16 protein-coding genes are annotated in these 15,201 nt (G+C 61.6%); 14 read left to right on the top strand and 2 right to left on the bottom strand.

Translation table 11 applies throughout. From position 1 onward, the window contains the following. The first annotated feature begins 346 nt into the window (after positions 1-346). The 11 genes from C5N93_RS12235 (at position 347) to iscX (ending at position 9,287) form a co-directional block, all read left to right on the top strand. Positions 347-823: a low molecular weight protein-tyrosine-phosphatase gene (locus C5N93_RS12235; protein WP_242559463.1), complete on the top strand. Its 477-nt coding sequence runs from the start codon at positions 347-349 to the stop codon at positions 821-823. Between the two features lie 187 nt (positions 824-1,010). Next, complete coding sequence (locus C5N93_RS12230; RefSeq protein ID WP_242559462.1) at positions 1,011-3,119, top strand: site-specific recombinase; 2,109 nt, start codon at positions 1,011-1,013, stop codon at positions 3,117-3,119. Positions 3,120-3,244: 125 nt separating this feature from the next. Continuing rightward, positions 3,245-3,772: a Fe-S cluster assembly transcriptional regulator IscR gene (iscR, locus tag C5N93_RS12225; RefSeq protein WP_069341692.1), complete on the top strand. Its 528-nt coding sequence runs from the start codon at positions 3,245-3,247 to the stop codon at positions 3,770-3,772. Positions 3,773-3,803: 31 nt separating this feature from the next. Then, complete coding sequence (locus C5N93_RS12220; RefSeq protein WP_069341691.1) at positions 3,804-5,027, top strand: IscS subfamily cysteine desulfurase; 1,224 nt, start codon at positions 3,804-3,806, stop codon at positions 5,025-5,027. Positions 5,028-5,045: 18 nt separating this feature from the next. Beyond that, positions 5,046-5,453, top strand: a complete 408-nt coding sequence (gene iscU, locus C5N93_RS12215; protein WP_047907598.1) for a Fe-S cluster assembly scaffold IscU — start codon at positions 5,046-5,048, stop codon at positions 5,451-5,453. 29 nt (positions 5,454-5,482) lie between these two features. Next, positions 5,483-5,806, top strand: a complete 324-nt coding sequence (iscA, locus tag C5N93_RS12210; RefSeq protein WP_069341690.1) for an iron-sulfur cluster assembly protein IscA — start codon at positions 5,483-5,485, stop codon at positions 5,804-5,806. Between the two features lie 13 nt (positions 5,807-5,819). Beyond that, entirely contained in the window at positions 5,820-6,041 is a 222-nt protein-coding gene (locus C5N93_RS12205; RefSeq protein WP_150721465.1) for a DUF3565 domain-containing protein, read from the top strand. A 140-nt stretch (positions 6,042-6,181) separates the two neighbouring features. Further along, the gene (gene hscB / locus C5N93_RS12200) at positions 6,182-6,712 is read left to right on the top strand and encodes a Fe-S protein assembly co-chaperone HscB (protein WP_242559461.1); all 531 of its coding nucleotides are present in this window, start codon (positions 6,182-6,184) and stop codon (positions 6,710-6,712) included. 86 nt (positions 6,713-6,798) lie between these two features. Beyond that, positions 6,799-8,676 carry a Fe-S protein assembly chaperone HscA gene (hscA, locus tag C5N93_RS12195; RefSeq protein WP_242559460.1) on the top strand — a complete coding sequence of 626 codons (1,878 nt, stop codon included), beginning with the start codon at positions 6,799-6,801 and terminating at the stop codon, positions 8,674-8,676. A 22-nt stretch (positions 8,677-8,698) separates the two neighbouring features. Then, a complete protein-coding gene (gene fdx / locus C5N93_RS12190; RefSeq protein ID WP_047907601.1) occupies positions 8,699-9,040 on the top strand; it encodes an ISC system 2Fe-2S type ferredoxin in 342 nt (113 codons plus the stop codon). 52 nt (positions 9,041-9,092) lie between these two features. Continuing rightward, positions 9,093-9,287 carry a Fe-S cluster assembly protein IscX gene (gene iscX / locus C5N93_RS12185; RefSeq protein WP_039399317.1) on the top strand — a complete coding sequence of 65 codons (195 nt, stop codon included), beginning with the start codon at positions 9,093-9,095 and terminating at the stop codon, positions 9,285-9,287. A 133-nt stretch (positions 9,288-9,420) separates the two neighbouring features. Here the strand turns inward: iscX and C5N93_RS12180 are convergent, their stop codons facing one another. Further along, positions 9,421-10,113: a glycine zipper 2TM domain-containing protein gene (locus C5N93_RS12180; RefSeq protein ID WP_242559459.1), complete on the bottom strand. Its 693-nt coding sequence runs from the start codon at positions 10,111-10,113 to the stop codon at positions 9,421-9,423. Between the two features lie 279 nt (positions 10,114-10,392). On the opposite strand from C5N93_RS12180, the gene C5N93_RS12175 reads away from it, so the two are divergent. The 3 genes from C5N93_RS12175 (at position 10,393) to C5N93_RS12165 (ending at position 13,586) form a co-directional block, all read left to right on the top strand. Then, entirely contained in the window at positions 10,393-11,700 is a 1,308-nt protein-coding gene (locus C5N93_RS12175; protein WP_242559458.1) for a glycosyltransferase family 87 protein, read from the top strand. Between the two features lie 30 nt (positions 11,701-11,730). Next, a complete protein-coding gene (locus C5N93_RS12170) occupies positions 11,731-12,333 on the top strand; it encodes a hypothetical protein (RefSeq protein ID WP_242559457.1) in 603 nt (200 codons plus the stop codon). A 227-nt stretch (positions 12,334-12,560) separates the two neighbouring features. Further along, positions 12,561-13,586 carry a hypothetical protein gene (locus C5N93_RS12165; RefSeq protein WP_242559456.1) on the top strand — a complete coding sequence of 342 codons (1,026 nt, stop codon included), beginning with the start codon at positions 12,561-12,563 and terminating at the stop codon, positions 13,584-13,586. Between the two features lie 62 nt (positions 13,587-13,648). On the opposite strand, the gene lysS is transcribed toward C5N93_RS12165, so the two are convergent. After that, positions 13,649-15,193, bottom strand: a complete 1,545-nt coding sequence (lysS, locus tag C5N93_RS12160; protein ID WP_150721473.1) for a lysine--tRNA ligase — start codon at positions 15,191-15,193, stop codon at positions 13,649-13,651. Positions 15,194-15,201 lie beyond the last annotated feature (8 nt).

The raw sequence follows: 15,201 nt of genomic DNA, 5'->3' as shown, positions 1-15,201 counted from the left end.
GCTCAATTGCCACGCATTGATGCAAAAAGTTCATCGAGGCTATCAATATCAGATGTTGCGTGCAGATGCTCACCGTGCCAGTCGTCGCAGGCATTTCGCTAGGTGTCAGATACCGTTTCGGTAAGATAGCCGCCGTACCACCCCATTGACTGTCAGAGTGCCGGATTTTCCCGGTGGCCGACGATGCCTGCAGTTATTCTCACATCGTGTGCTATTTCAGTATGTCGCGTTCGCGGGGCGCAGGCCCATCGTGTGCAAAACGGATAAGTGAGTTGACCTCATTAAGTCGCAACAGAACGTTCTTGCAGCTGTTGCTGAGCGCGTGGGTTTTGTATATTTGATCTCAATGAAAAAGACATCAATCTTATTTGTCTGCATGGGCAACATTTGCCGTTCACCCAGTGCTGACGGCATTTTTCGTCACCGTTTGGCGGAAGCCGGTCTGGCTGAGATCGTCGACGTCGATTCGGCAGGCACGCACAGCTATCACATCGGTCACGCGCCCGATGCCAGGACACAGGAGGCCGCGCAGCGTCGCGGCTACGACCTGAGTGCGTTGCGGGCGCGTCGCGTCGAGGCTGACGATTTCGAGCGCTTCGACTGGATCGTCGCGATGGACGACGCCAACGTTGCCGACCTGGTGGCGCGATGTCCGGCTCAGTATCGTCACAAGATTGTGCGATTGATGGACTTTGCGACGCATCACGACGCCACGGAAGTGCCGGATCCGTATTACGGTGGCGCACAAGGTTTCGAGACCGTGCTCGACTATATTGAAGATGGTCTCGATGGCTTGCTCGTGCATTTGGGAAAGGCGCGTTGAGCGCCTGAGACGCAGCGCACGATGAGCAGGGTGCGGACTGATCAATGTCGGCATGACGGTTTCGGGAAATCCGCTTTCAAGGCTATGATGCTGGCCCCGCATGCAAGAGGTCGCTCGCGCCGCGTGGAATTTCGTCTTTTCGTCATCCCGATCATTTCCCGTTTTTTCTTCGCGCGTTCTTTCACCGATGTTCAATTCGCTCAATTCGTACTGGCGTAAATGGCGTGCATCACGTCACGCTGGCCATCAACTCGACGAACTGCTCGCACACGCCGATCCTTCGGCGCCGCTGGCGGTTCGCAACCAATGGCTGATCGAATTGGCGCACTGGGTGCAGAAGCGTGGCGCCCTGGTGAACGACGCGCGGGAGGAGGGGGAGGCGGCGAGATATCGTCCGCATACGCGCCTGCGCTACCTGCTGCAAATGCTGGATCGCAATCCACAGTGGCGATTGCCAGTGGCGCGCACGCTGCGTAGCGTCATTAATGAAAGCGACGCGATTTCGCTCCTCTGTGATACCGGTATGCCGGTGCGTCCGGGATTCTGGGGCGCGCTGGTCGAGCGCATAGAAAAGGCGCTGATCCCGCCGCCGCCAACGCGGCGCGACCTTTCGGCGCTGTGCTCGCTGATGTTTCCCGACGGCGACGCGGCCGACTGGATTGGCGCGTTGCCGCCGGAACTGCTGGGGGATCTCATCGCGCTGCTGCATTACGGCGAGGACGAGGACGCCGAGGCCGACTGGAACCCGTTCGCCGAGGATCTGCTTGCCGCAATGCATCATCTGGTTGATCAGATTGCATCGACCGGACTGTCGCAGGCGGTGCGTTCGCGTCTGACATATTCGCGCGTCAACGATTCGCCGTTCTACCGGCTCGGACGCGCCATGCAGGCGCTCGAAGATGCCGGTCAGGCATTCGCGCATGGGGCGCCGCCATCGCAGATTTTCGTGCAACAGATCAACGTCTTTCGCGCACTACTGGACAATTGCGGCCTCGCCGTGCGGCAGGTGTACGCGCATCTCGACGAGAACGGTGTCAGCGTTGACATCGTGTTTCAGGTCGAGCGTGCCAAAGCGAGAATTCGACGGCTCGAGCGTTTGCTGGAGGCTTGGCTGACGGACGGTGATCGCGGCGATAGGGCCGTTGCTCGCGTTCGTCTTCTCGCCGATCTGGTGCGGGCCAACAAGGCAAGCCAGAGTGTCGGTGAGTTGGCGCGGACCTCGTTTGGATTGCTGGCGCGCAAGGTGGTCGAGCGTAGCGCCGAGACCGGTGAGCACTACATCGCGAGGAACCGCAGCGAATACTTTTCGATGCTGAAAATGGCCTGCGGCGGTGGTCTGGTGACCGTCGTGACGGTCTACATCAAGTTCATGATCGCGGGGGCGCATCTGCCGACGGTCGTCGAGGGCTTCCTTGCCGGCGCGAACTACGCGATCTGCTTCCTGTTCATGCACTTCTGCCATTTCACGCTGGCGACCAAGCAGCCTGCGATGACGGCGCCGGCGATTGCGAGCAAGCTCGACGACGTCGATACGCCGGCCGGGATGGACGCCTTCGTTGGCGAAGTCCTGGCACTCGTGCGGACGCAGGCCGCGGCCATCTTCGGCAATCTGGCGATGGTCTTCCCGTTCTGTTTTCTGGTGCAGTGGGCCGTGTCGGCAGCGCTGGGGGTCAACACCATCACGCCGGAAAAAGCGCAGGCAACGCTGCATTCGTTCTCGATCCTGGGGGTGACGCCGTTCTTTGCGGCACTGACCGGCGTATTGCTGTGGTGCTCCAGTCTGATTTCGGGCTGGGCGGATAACTGGTTCGCGTTGCATGGCATCGGCGATGTCCTCGCCTACAACCGTCGCTTGCGCTTCGTCTTCGGGCGAAACGGAGCGGCAAGGCTGGCAGACTGGTGTCGACGTCACATTGCGCCGGTGCTGGGCAATCTGACGCTTGGCTTCATGCTAGGCCTGGTGCCGGCGATTCTGACGGCTTTCGCGCTGCCCTTCGAAGTCCGGCACGTGACGCTGTCGACGGGTTCGATCGCGACGTCGATCGGGGTGTTGGGCCTGCCGGTGCTGCATGACTCGGCGCTTTGGCTGGCTGTCGCGGGTGTCGGGTCGATGGCCCTGCTCAACGTGGGTGTCAGTTTTGCGTTAGCATTCCACATGGCGCTCAGATCGCGTCCACTGCGATTGGGTGACCGTCGGCAAATTCACCGTGCCATTTGGCGCGCCGTACTGCGCAATCCTCTGGTACTGCTGTTCCCTCTGCGCTCCCCGCGGATGGACCCTCGTCCCGAAAAATAAGAAGTTTAGGAAGTTGCCCGGACGGATAGGGGAACTTCCGCAAAAAATGGGCCAGAAGTACTTGACTAAATTCGTAGGGAATTTATACTTGACGAAAATAGTCGAGATTAATCCCCTGCATCATCATGAGACTTACCACGAAAGGCCGTTTCGCCGTCACGGCGATGATCGACCTGGCCATGCGCCAGGACGCGGGTCCCGTGACGCTTGCGGGCATTAGTCAGCGTCAGCGAATTTCCCTCTCTTACCTGGAACAGCTGTTCGGTAAGCTGCGCCGCCACGAAATCGTGGAGAGCGTACGCGGGCCGGGTGGTGGTTACAGCCTTGCGCGCCGCGCAGAAGAGGTGACCGTCGCCGACATCATCATTGCGGTCGATGAACCGCTCGACGCCACACAGTGCGGCAGCAAGGGCAATTGCGAGAAGGGCCAGGACGGCCATCGCGGTCACTGCATGACGCACGAGCTGTGGGCGACACTCAACCAGAAGATGGTCGAGTATCTCGATTCCGTTTCGCTGCGCGACCTGGTCGAGCAGCAGCGCAGCAAGCAGGCACAGCAGGCTGTGCTGCGCGACACGCGCGAGTCCGGTAACAGCAACCAGACGATTACGACGCGCATCCCCAATTCGGTCTTTGATATGGCCCGTTCATAACAGGCGCCACGGCACGATCCTGGAGCACCCCATGAAAAACGACACCCTCAACCTCCCCATCTACATGGATTACAGCGCCACGACGCCGATTGACCCGCGCGTCGTGGACAAGATGTTGCCCTACTTGCGTGAGCAGTTCGGCAACCCGGCGTCGCGCAGCCACTCGTTCGGCTGGGCTGCCGAGCAGGCGGTGGAAGAGGCGCGTGAGGAAGTGGCCAAGCTGGTGAACGCCGATCCGCGCGAAATCGTCTGGACGTCGGGCGCGACCGAGTCGAACAACCTCGCCATCAAGGGCGCTGCGCATTTCTATCAAGGCAAGGGCAAGCACCTCATCACCGTGAAGACCGAGCACAAGGCTGTGCTCGACACGATGCGCGAACTCGAGCGCGAAGGCTTCGAAGTCACTTATCTCGACGTCAAGGATGACGGTCTGCTGGATCTGGACGTCTTCAAGGCGGCGCTGCGCCCCGACACGATTCTCGTGTCCATCATGGCCGTGAACAACGAAATCGGCGTGATTCAGGACATCGGCACGCTCGGCGAAATCTGCCGTGAAAAGGGCATCATTTTCCACGTCGACGCCGCACAGGCCACCGGCAAGATGCCGATCGATCTGGCAGCACTGAAGGTCGACCTGATGTCGTTCTCGGCGCACAAGACGTATGGCCCGAAGGGTATCGGCGCGCTGTACGTGCGTCGCAAGCCGCGTGTGCGTATCGAAGCGCAGATTCACGGCGGTGGCCATGAGCGCGGCATGCGTTCGGGCACGCTGGCGACGCACCAGATCGTCGGGATGGGCGAAGCCTTCCGTCTGGCGCGCGAAGAGATGGCCGTCGAGAATGAGCGCGTGCGTATGCTGCGCGATCGTTTGCTGACCGGTCTGACGGAAATGGAAGAGGTGTATGTGAACGGCGACATGGAACAACGTGTCCCGCACAACCTGAACATCAGTTTCAACTTTGTCGAAGGCGAATCGCTGATCATGGCGATCAAGGACGTGGCGGTGTCGTCGGGTTCGGCGTGCACGTCGGCCTCGCTCGAGCCTTCGTACGTTTTGCGCGCACTGGGTCGCAACGACGAACTCGCGCACAGCTCGATTCGTTTCACGGTGGGTCGTTTCACGACCGAGCAGGAAGTCGACTACGTGGTCGAACTGCTCAAGAGCAAGATCGGCAAGCTGCGTGATCTGTCGCCGCTGTGGGAAATGTACAAGGACGGGGTCGATCTGAATTCGATCCAGTGGGCCGCACACTGAGTATTCAAGGAGTTAGCCATGTCGTACAGCAAAGAAGTTCTGGATCACTACGAAAACCCGCGTAACGTCGGTTCGTTCGAGAAGGGCGACGACGCCGTCGGTACGGGCATGGTCGGCGCGCCGGCCTGCGGTGACGTAATGAAGTTGCAGATTCGTGTGAACGAAGCCGGCGTGATCGAAGACGCCAAGTTCAAGACCTACGGCTGCGGTTCGGCAATCGCTTCGTCGTCGCTCGTGACCGAGTGGGTCAAGGGCAAGACGCTGGATCAGGCGCTCGAGATCAAGAACACCGAAATCGCGCAGGAACTGGCGCTGCCGCCGGTGAAGATTCACTGCTCGATTCTGGCTGAAGACGCCATCAAGGCGGCGGTCGCCGATTACAAGCAGAAGCACGGCCAGACGGCCGAAACGGCCAAGGCTGCGTAAGCGGCGCGACGAATAAGGAATCAGGCAAGATGGCCATTACATTGACCGAGAAGGCCGCGCAGCACGTTTCGCGTTATCTGACGCGGCGCGGCAAGGGCGTGGGCCTGCGACTGGGCGTGAAGACGACCGGTTGCTCGGGCCTGGCCTACAAGCTGGAGTACGCCGACGACGTGGCGAACGAAGATACGGTCTTCGAAAGCCACGGCGTGAAGGTGATCGTCGATCCGAAGAGTCTGCCGTACATCGACGGCACTGAGCTGGACTTCGCGCGCGAAGGCCTGAACGAAGGGTTCCGATTCAACAACCCGAACGTCAAGGACGAGTGCGGCTGCGGTGAGTCGTTCCGCGTCTGACGCGACGGTGGCAATGCCTGCGGTATTGCCACCATCACGCAAGATCATCGGTTTTCGGCAAGACGACGAAGGCCAATGGGTTGCGCGACTGGCGTGTGGGCATGGACAACATGTCAGGCATCTTCCCCCATGGCAGATCCGGACATGGACGCAGAGTGCCGCAGGTCGTGAAGCGATGCTCGGGAGCGAATTACCTTGCCGGAAATGCGAGCGTGGTGAGCCGTCCGACGAGTGACTGGACGGGATACCCCGGTTGCTGGTTTTTGCAGGCAAGGGCAGTAGCGTAGGCAGCAAGGCGGCGCGAGCCGCTTTTTTTACGGGCCGAATGTTGGCCCGGACGTAGGTCCAACGTATTAAACGTATTAAGCGGGCGCGATGAGTGCATTGACTGACAACTACTTCACGCTGTTCGATCTGCCGCAGGGCTTCGCGCTCGATACCGAAGCGCTTGAGGCGGCGTACCGTGCCGTGCAATCTCGCGTGCATCCGGATCGATTTGCGAGCGCGAGCGATGCCGAACGGCGCGTGGCCATGCAATGGGCTGCGCAGGCGAACGCCGCGTACCGTACGCTGCGTGACCCGCTCCAGCGTGCAACCTATTTGCTGACGTTGCAGGGCATCGATGTGGGCGCGGAGAACAACACCGCGATGGCCCCCGATTTCCTGATGCAACAGATGGAGTGGCGCGAGGCGATCGACGACGCCGTTGCCGCGCGCAACGTCGGTGCGCTCGATGCCCTCGCCAAGTCCTTGCGCGACGACCGTCGTGTGCGACTCGCCAAGCTGGGCGACTGGCTGAACAGTGCGGCCTGGCAACCGGCGGCGGAAGCCGTGCGACAACTGATGTTCATTGCGCGCGCCGAGGAAGACATCGCGCAGCGCATCGAAATGCTGGAAAACGCGTGACGGCCCGGTGCGGCGCCGTCACATGTCATTGAGAACTGCTTGAGAACAGGGCGCGCGCTGGCGTGTGTCGCCCGTATTGCAAAGTCATGGCCCTTCTGCAAATTTCCGAACCCGGCATGTCCCCCGCGCCGCACCAGCGGCGACTCGCCGTGGGCATCGACCTTGGCACGACGCACTCGCTCGTTGCCTCCGTGCGCAGCGGTGTGGCCGAAGTCCTTCCCGACGAGCAGGGCCGCGTCTTGCTGCCCTCCGTTGTCCGCTATCTAGGCGGGCACCGTACGCAAATCGGTTACGACGCCAAGGCGTCGGCGGCGACCGATCCGCGTAACACCATCGTTTCCGTCAAGCGCTTCATGGGCCGTGGTCTCGCCGATGTTGCGCACGCTGATAACGCCCCTTACGACTTCGTCGACGCGCCCGGCATGGTGCAGATGAACACCGCAGGCGGCGTGAAGAGCCCGGTGGAAGTGTCTGCCGAGATTCTCGCGACGCTGCGTCAACGTGCGGAAGATTCGCTCGGCGACGATCTGGTTGGCGCCGTGATTACGGTCCCCGCGTACTTCGACGATGCTCAACGCCAGGCGACCAAGGATGCGGCGCGTCTGGCCGGGCTGAATGTCCTGCGTTTGCTCAATGAGCCGACGGCTGCCGCCATTGCGTATGGTCTGGACAATGGTGCAGAAGGCCTCTACGCCGTCTACGACCTCGGTGGCGGAACGTTCGACATCTCGATTCTTCGATTGACGAAGGGCGTGTTCGAGGTGCTCGCCGCAGGTGGGGATTCTGCCCTCGGTGGCGACGACTTCGATCAGGTGATCTACCGCTGGGCGGTGCAGACGGCGGGCATCGACACGGCGTCGCTGACGCCTGAAGACGTACGCAGCTTGCTCGACCATGCACGCACCGCCAAGGAATCGCTGACGGACACCGAGCAGGCGACCATCGCGCTGACGCTGTCGGGCGAGCGCAAGATTTCACTGGACCTCACTCGCGAGCAGTTCACGACGTTGGGCGCACCGCTGGTGCAGCGCACGATTGGTCCGATGCGCAAGGCGTTGCGCGATGCTGGCATGGGTCCGGAAGACGTCAAGGGTGTCGTGCTGGTGGGGGGCGCTACGCGCATGCCGCAAGTGCGCGCCGCCGTGGCGAGCTTCTTCGGACGGGAACCGCTGGTGGATCTCGACCCGGACCAGGTGGTGGCGCTGGGTGCGGCCGTACAGGCCAACCTGCTCGCGGGCAATCAGGCGGAAGGCGACGACTGGCTATTGCTCGACGTGATTCCGCTCTCGCTTGGCGTCGAGACGATGGGTGGCCTCGTCGAGAAAATCATCCCGCGCAACGCGACGATTCCGGTCGCGCGTGCGCAAGAGTTCACGACCTTCAAGGACGGCCAGACGGCAATGGCCATTCACGTGCTGCAAGGCGAGCGTGAACTGGTGTCGGACTGCCGTTCGCTGGCGCGCTTCGAGCTGCGCGGCATTCCGCCGATGACGGCTGGTGCGGCGCGAATTCGCGTGACGTATCAAGTCGACGCCGATGGTTTGTTGTCCGTCTTCGCTCAGGAAATGCACTCGGGCGTGGCGGCTTCGATCGAGGTGAAACCGTCATACGGTCTGGCCGACGAAGACATTTCCCGGATGTTGCAGGACAGCTTCGGCTCCGCCGAGCAGGACATGCATGCCCGCGCGTTGCGCGAGCAGCAGGTGGAGGCCGAGCGTCTGCTGGTCGCGATCGACAGCGCGCTGCAAGCCGATCCCGAATTGCTGGACGAGGTAGAGCGCGCGCAGATCGATGGCTTGTTGGCCGATCTGCGTCAGAAGGCCTCGGGCGACGATCAGACCGCCATCAAGGCGGCGACCGAAACGCTCTCGCATGCGACCGACGCGTTCGCCGCACGCCGCATGGACAAGAGCATCCGTGCGGCGCTGGCCGGTCGTCGCGTGGCGGACATCGACAAACTGTAAGACACACACGGAATTCAAAGCCATGCCTCAAATCGTTGTATTGCCTCACGTCGAGCTGTGCCCGGAGGGTGCTGTGCTGGAGGTTGCGCCGGGCACGTCCGTGTGCCGCGCGTTGCTGGACAACCATATCGAGATCGAACACGCCTGCGAACTGTCGTGCGCGTGCACGACCTGCCACGTGATCGTGCGTGAAGGTTTCGAATCGCTGGAGCCGGCGGAGGACGAAGAAGAAGATCTGCTGGACAAGGCCTGGGGCCTGGAGCCGACGTCGCGTCTGTCGTGCCAGACGCTGATGCCGGACGATACGGATCTCGTCGTAGAAATTCCGAAGTACACGATCAACCACGCCAAGGAAAATCACTGAGCGATGCCCGTGGGTGTCGTGCAGTGACGAGATAGCACAAAGGAGCTTCCCCATGAAATGGACCGATAGCCTGGAAATCGCGATTGCGCTCACTGAGGCGCATCCCGACGTCGACCCGCAGTACGTGCGCTTCACCGACCTTCACAAGTGGGTCGTCGCGCTGGACGGTTTCGACGATGCGCCGGATCGTTCCGGTGAGAAGATTCTGGAAGCCATTCAGTTGGCATGGATCGACGAAGCCGACTGATCCGGATCGATGCTGACAGGCCAACGGGTCTTGTTGGCTGGATGAGACGTCCGAAAAAAAGCCGCTCGAAAGAGCGGCTTTTTGCTTTCTTGTGATGCGGCCATGCAGCCCATCCGGGCGCTGGCCTCATGCCTCAACTCGCGCGCACCAGCCCGTTGTTTTCCAGACGCACGCGGTCGCCTGGCTGAACGCCGGGGGCCGATTGATAGGTCCAGTAACGCGTCTTGCCAGTATCCATGCGGACGTACACGCGATAAACGGTGTCCGAACGGACTCGCTTTTCGACTTCGTTTCCGGCCAGACCGCCGCCGAGTGCACCGACCACCGTCATTGCCGTGCGGCCGTTACCTGCGCCGAACTGATTGCCGAGCAAGCCACCAGCCACGGCGCCGCCCACAGCGCCCAGACCGGTCGCATGACCCTCCGTGCGAATCGGTTGCACCGATTGCACGGTGCCGCAAGTCGAGCACGTTGCCGCTTGCTGTGGCGTCGGCGCGGCCGTCTGCTGGGCATACGGCGGCTGCGGGGCCGGAGCGCGCTGAGGTGCTTGTTGCTGCGTTTGCTGCGACATTTGTTGCGATGCGTACGGCGTTTTCGGCTGTTCTGCATACGCGGCTTGTTGCGTCTGTGCCGACGGCGCCGTTTGTTGCGGGCCGGTCAATGCGTACTGTGCGCTATTGCTCGTTGGCGCAGGGCCGTCGGTACTCTTCGCCACCGGCAGCACGCCGGTAATGGCGGCGACACCGAGCAGGCTGACAACGACGATACTGCCGGCAGCGGCAGCGACCAGGGGATGCATGCGACGCGGTTGCAGATCGTTATCCATGTTGTTCTCTCCATCGTGCGGTAAGTGCGAATCCTCTTTTGCGTGCTGGCGTGCACGGGCGATTTCGCATGAGAAAAGTTTCCGTCACCGCGAAAACGGCATCCGTTTCATTTTGTAACGCGATGTAAGATGTGCATCGTCCGATCGACCTTCCGGTAATGTTGTTGGATCCCCTAAGTTTTTGAAAAATATAAGAATTTTCTTTGATTGAAAAGGCGTTGCGCAGGCGTCGTCTGCGGCGGATTTAACAAAAGAAACAAGTCGTGGGAGAGGCGAGACATGAATCGACAGATGGCGTCATCCGAACTGCCGACGACGCGTCGAGGCAAGCCTTTAGGGGGCGTGTCGTTGCCGCGCGGCGTCGTGATGGCAGCGGGTGTCGTCATGGTGCTGCAATGGGCGGCACTTGGCGCGTGGGCTTTCAGCTGGCTGATGAGCGAACGTGAGGGGGCAGAGGGGACCGAGGGCATGCCGCCGCTGGGGCACGATCTGCGCGTCTTCTGGACCGTTTCGTGGATCACCACGCATCTCGGTGCATCTGCTGCCTTCGACAACGCAACGCTCGACGCCGCGCAACTGCATTTCTTTCCCGATTACACCGAGCTAGGGCATTGGCTGTATCCGCCGACATTCCAGTGGCTGATTCAACCGCTGTCACGGCTGTCATACGGCTGGGTGTACGCGTTGTACGTCATCGTTAGCGTCGCGTTGTTTGTCGTTGCCGTGAGGCGATGGCGAGTTGGGGCGGGTTGGCCGTGGCTGGTCGTCATGGCGTTCCCCGGACTCTGGGTCGCGATCCTGACGGGGCAGAACTCGGTCGTGACGCTGTTGCTGATGACGGTCGCGCTAACGTATTCGGGCACTTCCCCGTTGCTTGCGGGAGTGTGCGCCGGCCTGCTCGTCATCAAACCGCAATTCGCGGTGCTGCTGCCGCTGTGGTGGCTATGCGCAAGACAATGGCGCGCTTTGATGACGATGGCCGCGACCGCTGCGCTCTGTTGTGGGCTTACGCTGACGTGGGAGGGGTGGTCCTTGTGGCGGGCGTTCTTTGCGGCCGTGTCCGCGTTCAATGTCGAGGTCGTCCAGCAAGGCGCAGGCGATATCTGGCATGCGATGCCGACGGTGTTCGCTGCGGCACGTCTGAGCGGAATCCCGTTGCCCGTGGCGTACGCACTCTACGCCATTGTGGCCGTGCCTTCGATACTCGTTGCCGCATGGCTATGGGCGAAGCGTGGGCCCTTGCCGTTACGCGTCGCTGCGGCCATGACAGCGACGTTACTGGTTCAGCCCTATCTTCTCTACTACGAATTGGTGTGGTTGATCGTGCCGCTGTTATGCCTCGCACAAGAGGACGCCACTGTTGGCACGAACGAAGGGCAGACGTGGCTCGCGGGGCGATTGCAGGCGTTGCTCTGGCTGCTGCCGTTACAAGCGTATCTCGCCGTACTCTGGACGCCGATGGGGCAGTGGGGTGTCGTGTTGCTGCCTGCACTGATGTGGCTGATCGGGTGGCGTGCTGTCCGGGCCATACGCGCACAACGGGCACAGCAAGCCTCACGCGCGCATAATGTTGCGCATCGTCTGTGAACGCATCTCCCGGCGCTTGGTCACACACTTATGATCGATACGTTACCGACTCTCGAAAATCCGCTGGATGCGACGAGCCATCCGCATGTGTATCCGTACGTCGTGCAACGTGCGTGGGTCGATACGCACGATGCGCAGGGCGACGTCAGTGAGCCATTTTCGGACGACGTCTTCGTCACCTTGGTCCTCGATAGCCCGACCGGGCTGCGACGTTTGCAGGGTAGCGATTTGCAAGCCGCCGGACTGACGTTCGAGGCGGCGTTCGCGCAAGCGGCATCCAACCTCTCACGTGCCTGGACGGCGCGCCATTTCGAATTCGGCATTGCCCGGCTCGACGACGGCACGATGATTGGCGGTTCGCGCGGCAATTGGATGGCGCCCGCGGGGGCTCTGGTGCTGGGGAATCTCTACCAGTCGATGGCCGAGCATTTCGAAGCGACGGAGTTCGCGGCAATCGCCGTGAACCGCACCTTCCTCGTCGCCTTTCCTACCGATACGAAGACGGTGTCGTCGCTGGCATTGCGTCAGTTGATCGAGGGCGCATCGACGGGCGCCATTCTGCCCATCTCACGTAGTTGGTTGCGACTCGATGGCGACTGGCCGTCCGCTTATCGAGGTACGCCGGCTTTCTAAAATAGGTTTCCAGTGTTGTCTCGTTTCACATAGCCTGCGCTCGCGACCCCAAAACTTGACATCGGACGCTACCTAGACTCGGTGAGGGCACATTCCGTTGCCTTCACCGGAGACTACGTATGCCAGCTTTGCCCTCGGTATCGTCTTACGCGACTCATTCCTACGCAGCTCATACGGCTTCCTCGACGGGACACACATCGTCCGTCTTCCTCTCACCGATTGGCTCTGTGCAAATTCGGAGCGCTGCGTTCTCCGAGGCGTTCGACGGGGCACGCGTGCTTCGCGCCGTCGCCGAGCCACGTGCGCCCGCGCAATGCCGTACGGTGTTGCCGCAAGCGTCTCCCGTCGAGGTTCAGGTCGAGGGGAGAACGATCATGCATCTGCATTCCGAGCCGGACCGCGTGGGCTTTCTCAACGAAAACCGGGTCAGCGCCGTATGGATGGAGATGCTCGGTGCGACCCGTACCGAGGATGGATGCCCGGCCACCGTACGTCCCGGGGAGGTGGCCACCGATATCGCGGATCGCATGGCGTGTCTTGGTGTCGGTGCCGGTGGGTCTCGGCGCGCCGATGCGCAGGTGCCGTCCGCCCCGCAGGAGGTCAGCGATGTCAGTAATGTCGGCGAGATTCGTGACCTCAGCCTTCCCGTGGATACGAGTGAGTTCGCCACGGTGGAGGCGTTATCACTCCCATCGATCTACCTTCGCGAGCCGGGATTCGAGCCGGGCACGATGGCGGCGCTCGAATATGACCTCGGTTGGCGTGCGCTCGCCCCATCGTGGCGTTCGGTGATGCCGTCGGTCGATGAAAGCGTCTGGTCGTCCGATCCGAATACGGCCTTATTCTGCGCAGTTGGACGCGCGGTCCTACCGCATCTTGCGACGCACGAATCGGGGCAGCTCATGGACGAGATCTGCGTGCGAATCGTGTCGTTTCACATGCACGCGGGTGGCCTGGTGGACTGTCTGGCCAACGTCACCCAATCCGTGGCGCGCCTGTCGGCCGATGGACAGCCGACATCGGTCGCCGCCATCGAGATTGCCGATTTCATGCGTGAGTGCGCAGGAACCGACTGGCGAGATTCGATCGTTGGACGGGAAGGGGAGGACGCGCTGACGCGTCGCCGGGAGGCATGTTCGGAAACCACGACGCCGGTGCCGACATCCACATTACCGGCGACGTCCCCGGACGATCGCGAATTGCCCGATGAGGAGGATACGTCGCTGCGTCGTGAGCGTTCGACGTCGCTATGAAAAAAGCCGCAGCCCCCGACAGGGGCTGCGGCTTCATCTTGCGTTGGTTGCGTGCCGACCGATCAGTCTTCGCGGCGCAGGTGCGGGAAGAGCAGCACGTCGCGAATGTTGGGGCTGTCGGTGAGCAGCATGATCAGACGATCGATGCCGATGCCGCAACCGCCTGTCGGGGGCATGCCGTATTCGAGCGCGCGAATGTAGTCGGCGTCGTAATACATGGCTTCTTCATCGCCCGCATCCTTCTGATCGACTTGTGCACGGAAACGTGCGGCCTGGTCTTCCGGATCGTTCAGCTCCGAGAAGCCGTTGGCGATCTCGCGGCCCGTGATGAACAACTCGAAACGCTCGGTGATGCCAGGCAGCGTATCCGACGCGCGTGCCAGCGGCGAGACCTCTACCGGGTAGTCGACGATGAACGTCGGTTCCCAGAGCTGGCTCTCCGCCGTTTCTTCGAACAGCGCCAGTTGCAGCGCGCCGAGGCCGGCGTTCTTGAACTGCGGTGCATCGGTCTTCACGCCGTACTTGGCGAGCGCGCCGCGCACGAAGTCGATATCCGCGAGTTGCGCTTCGGTGTACTCCGGCGCGTACTTCAGGATGGCTTCGACGATCGTCAGGCGATGGAACGGCTTGGCCAGATCCAGTTCGCGACCCTGATATTCGATGGTAGCCGTGCCGCGTGCGTCGACGGCCGCGCGACGGATCAGGGCTTCCGTGAAGTCCATCAGCCAACGGTAGTCCGTGTAGGCTGCGTAGAACTCCATCATCGTGAACTCCGGATTGTGGCGCGGCGACACGCCTTCATTACGGAAGTTACGGTTGATTTCGAACACGCGCTCGAAGCCGCCGACGATCAGACGCTTCAGATAGAGCTCGGGGGCGATACGCAGATACATCTGCATGTCGAGCGCATTGTGGTGCGTGATGAACGGCTTGGCTGCCGCGCCGCCCGGAATCGGGTGCAGCATCGGCGTCTCGACTTCCATGAAGTCGGCGTTCGTCATGTACTGGCGGATCGAGGCGATGGCCTTCGCACGTGCGCGGAACGTGTTGCGGGTTTCCGGCGACGTGATGAGATCGACGTAGCGCTGACGATACTTCGTTTCCTGATCGGCCAGACCGTGGAACTTGTCCGGCAGCGGGCGCAGCGCCTTGGCGAGCAGACGCAGCTCCTTCACCTTGACCGACAGTTCGCCGGTGCGCGTGCGGAACAGCGTGCCGGTCGCGGCGATGATGTCACCGATGTCCCAACCCTTGAACGCCGTCATCGAATCGGCACCCACGTCGTCGCGACCGATGAAGAACTGAATCTGACCGCTGCCATCCTGCACGGTGGCGAAAGCGGCCTTGCCCATCACGCGCTTGAGCATCATGCGACCGGCCACCGACACGGCGACGGGTTCGGCTTCAAGCGTTTCGTTGTCGACGTCCTGATAGCGTGCCTGAAGATCGCCGGCGTGCTGTTCGGGGCGGAAGTCGTTCGGGAATGCCACGCCGCCCGCGCGAATCGCCGTCAACTTCTCGCGACGCTCGGCGATGAGCTTGTTGTCGTCCTGCGGCAGGTCGTTGGCCTGATTGGCCGAATCGGCCGGGATGTTTTGATCGGTCATGATGCGAA

The sequence above is a fragment of the Pandoraea sp. LA3 genome (genome assembly GCF_022696215.1).
Lineage (GTDB): Bacteria > Pseudomonadota > Gammaproteobacteria > Burkholderiales > Burkholderiaceae > Pandoraea > Pandoraea capi.
This window is presented reverse-complemented; position numbering and strand designations above follow the sequence as displayed.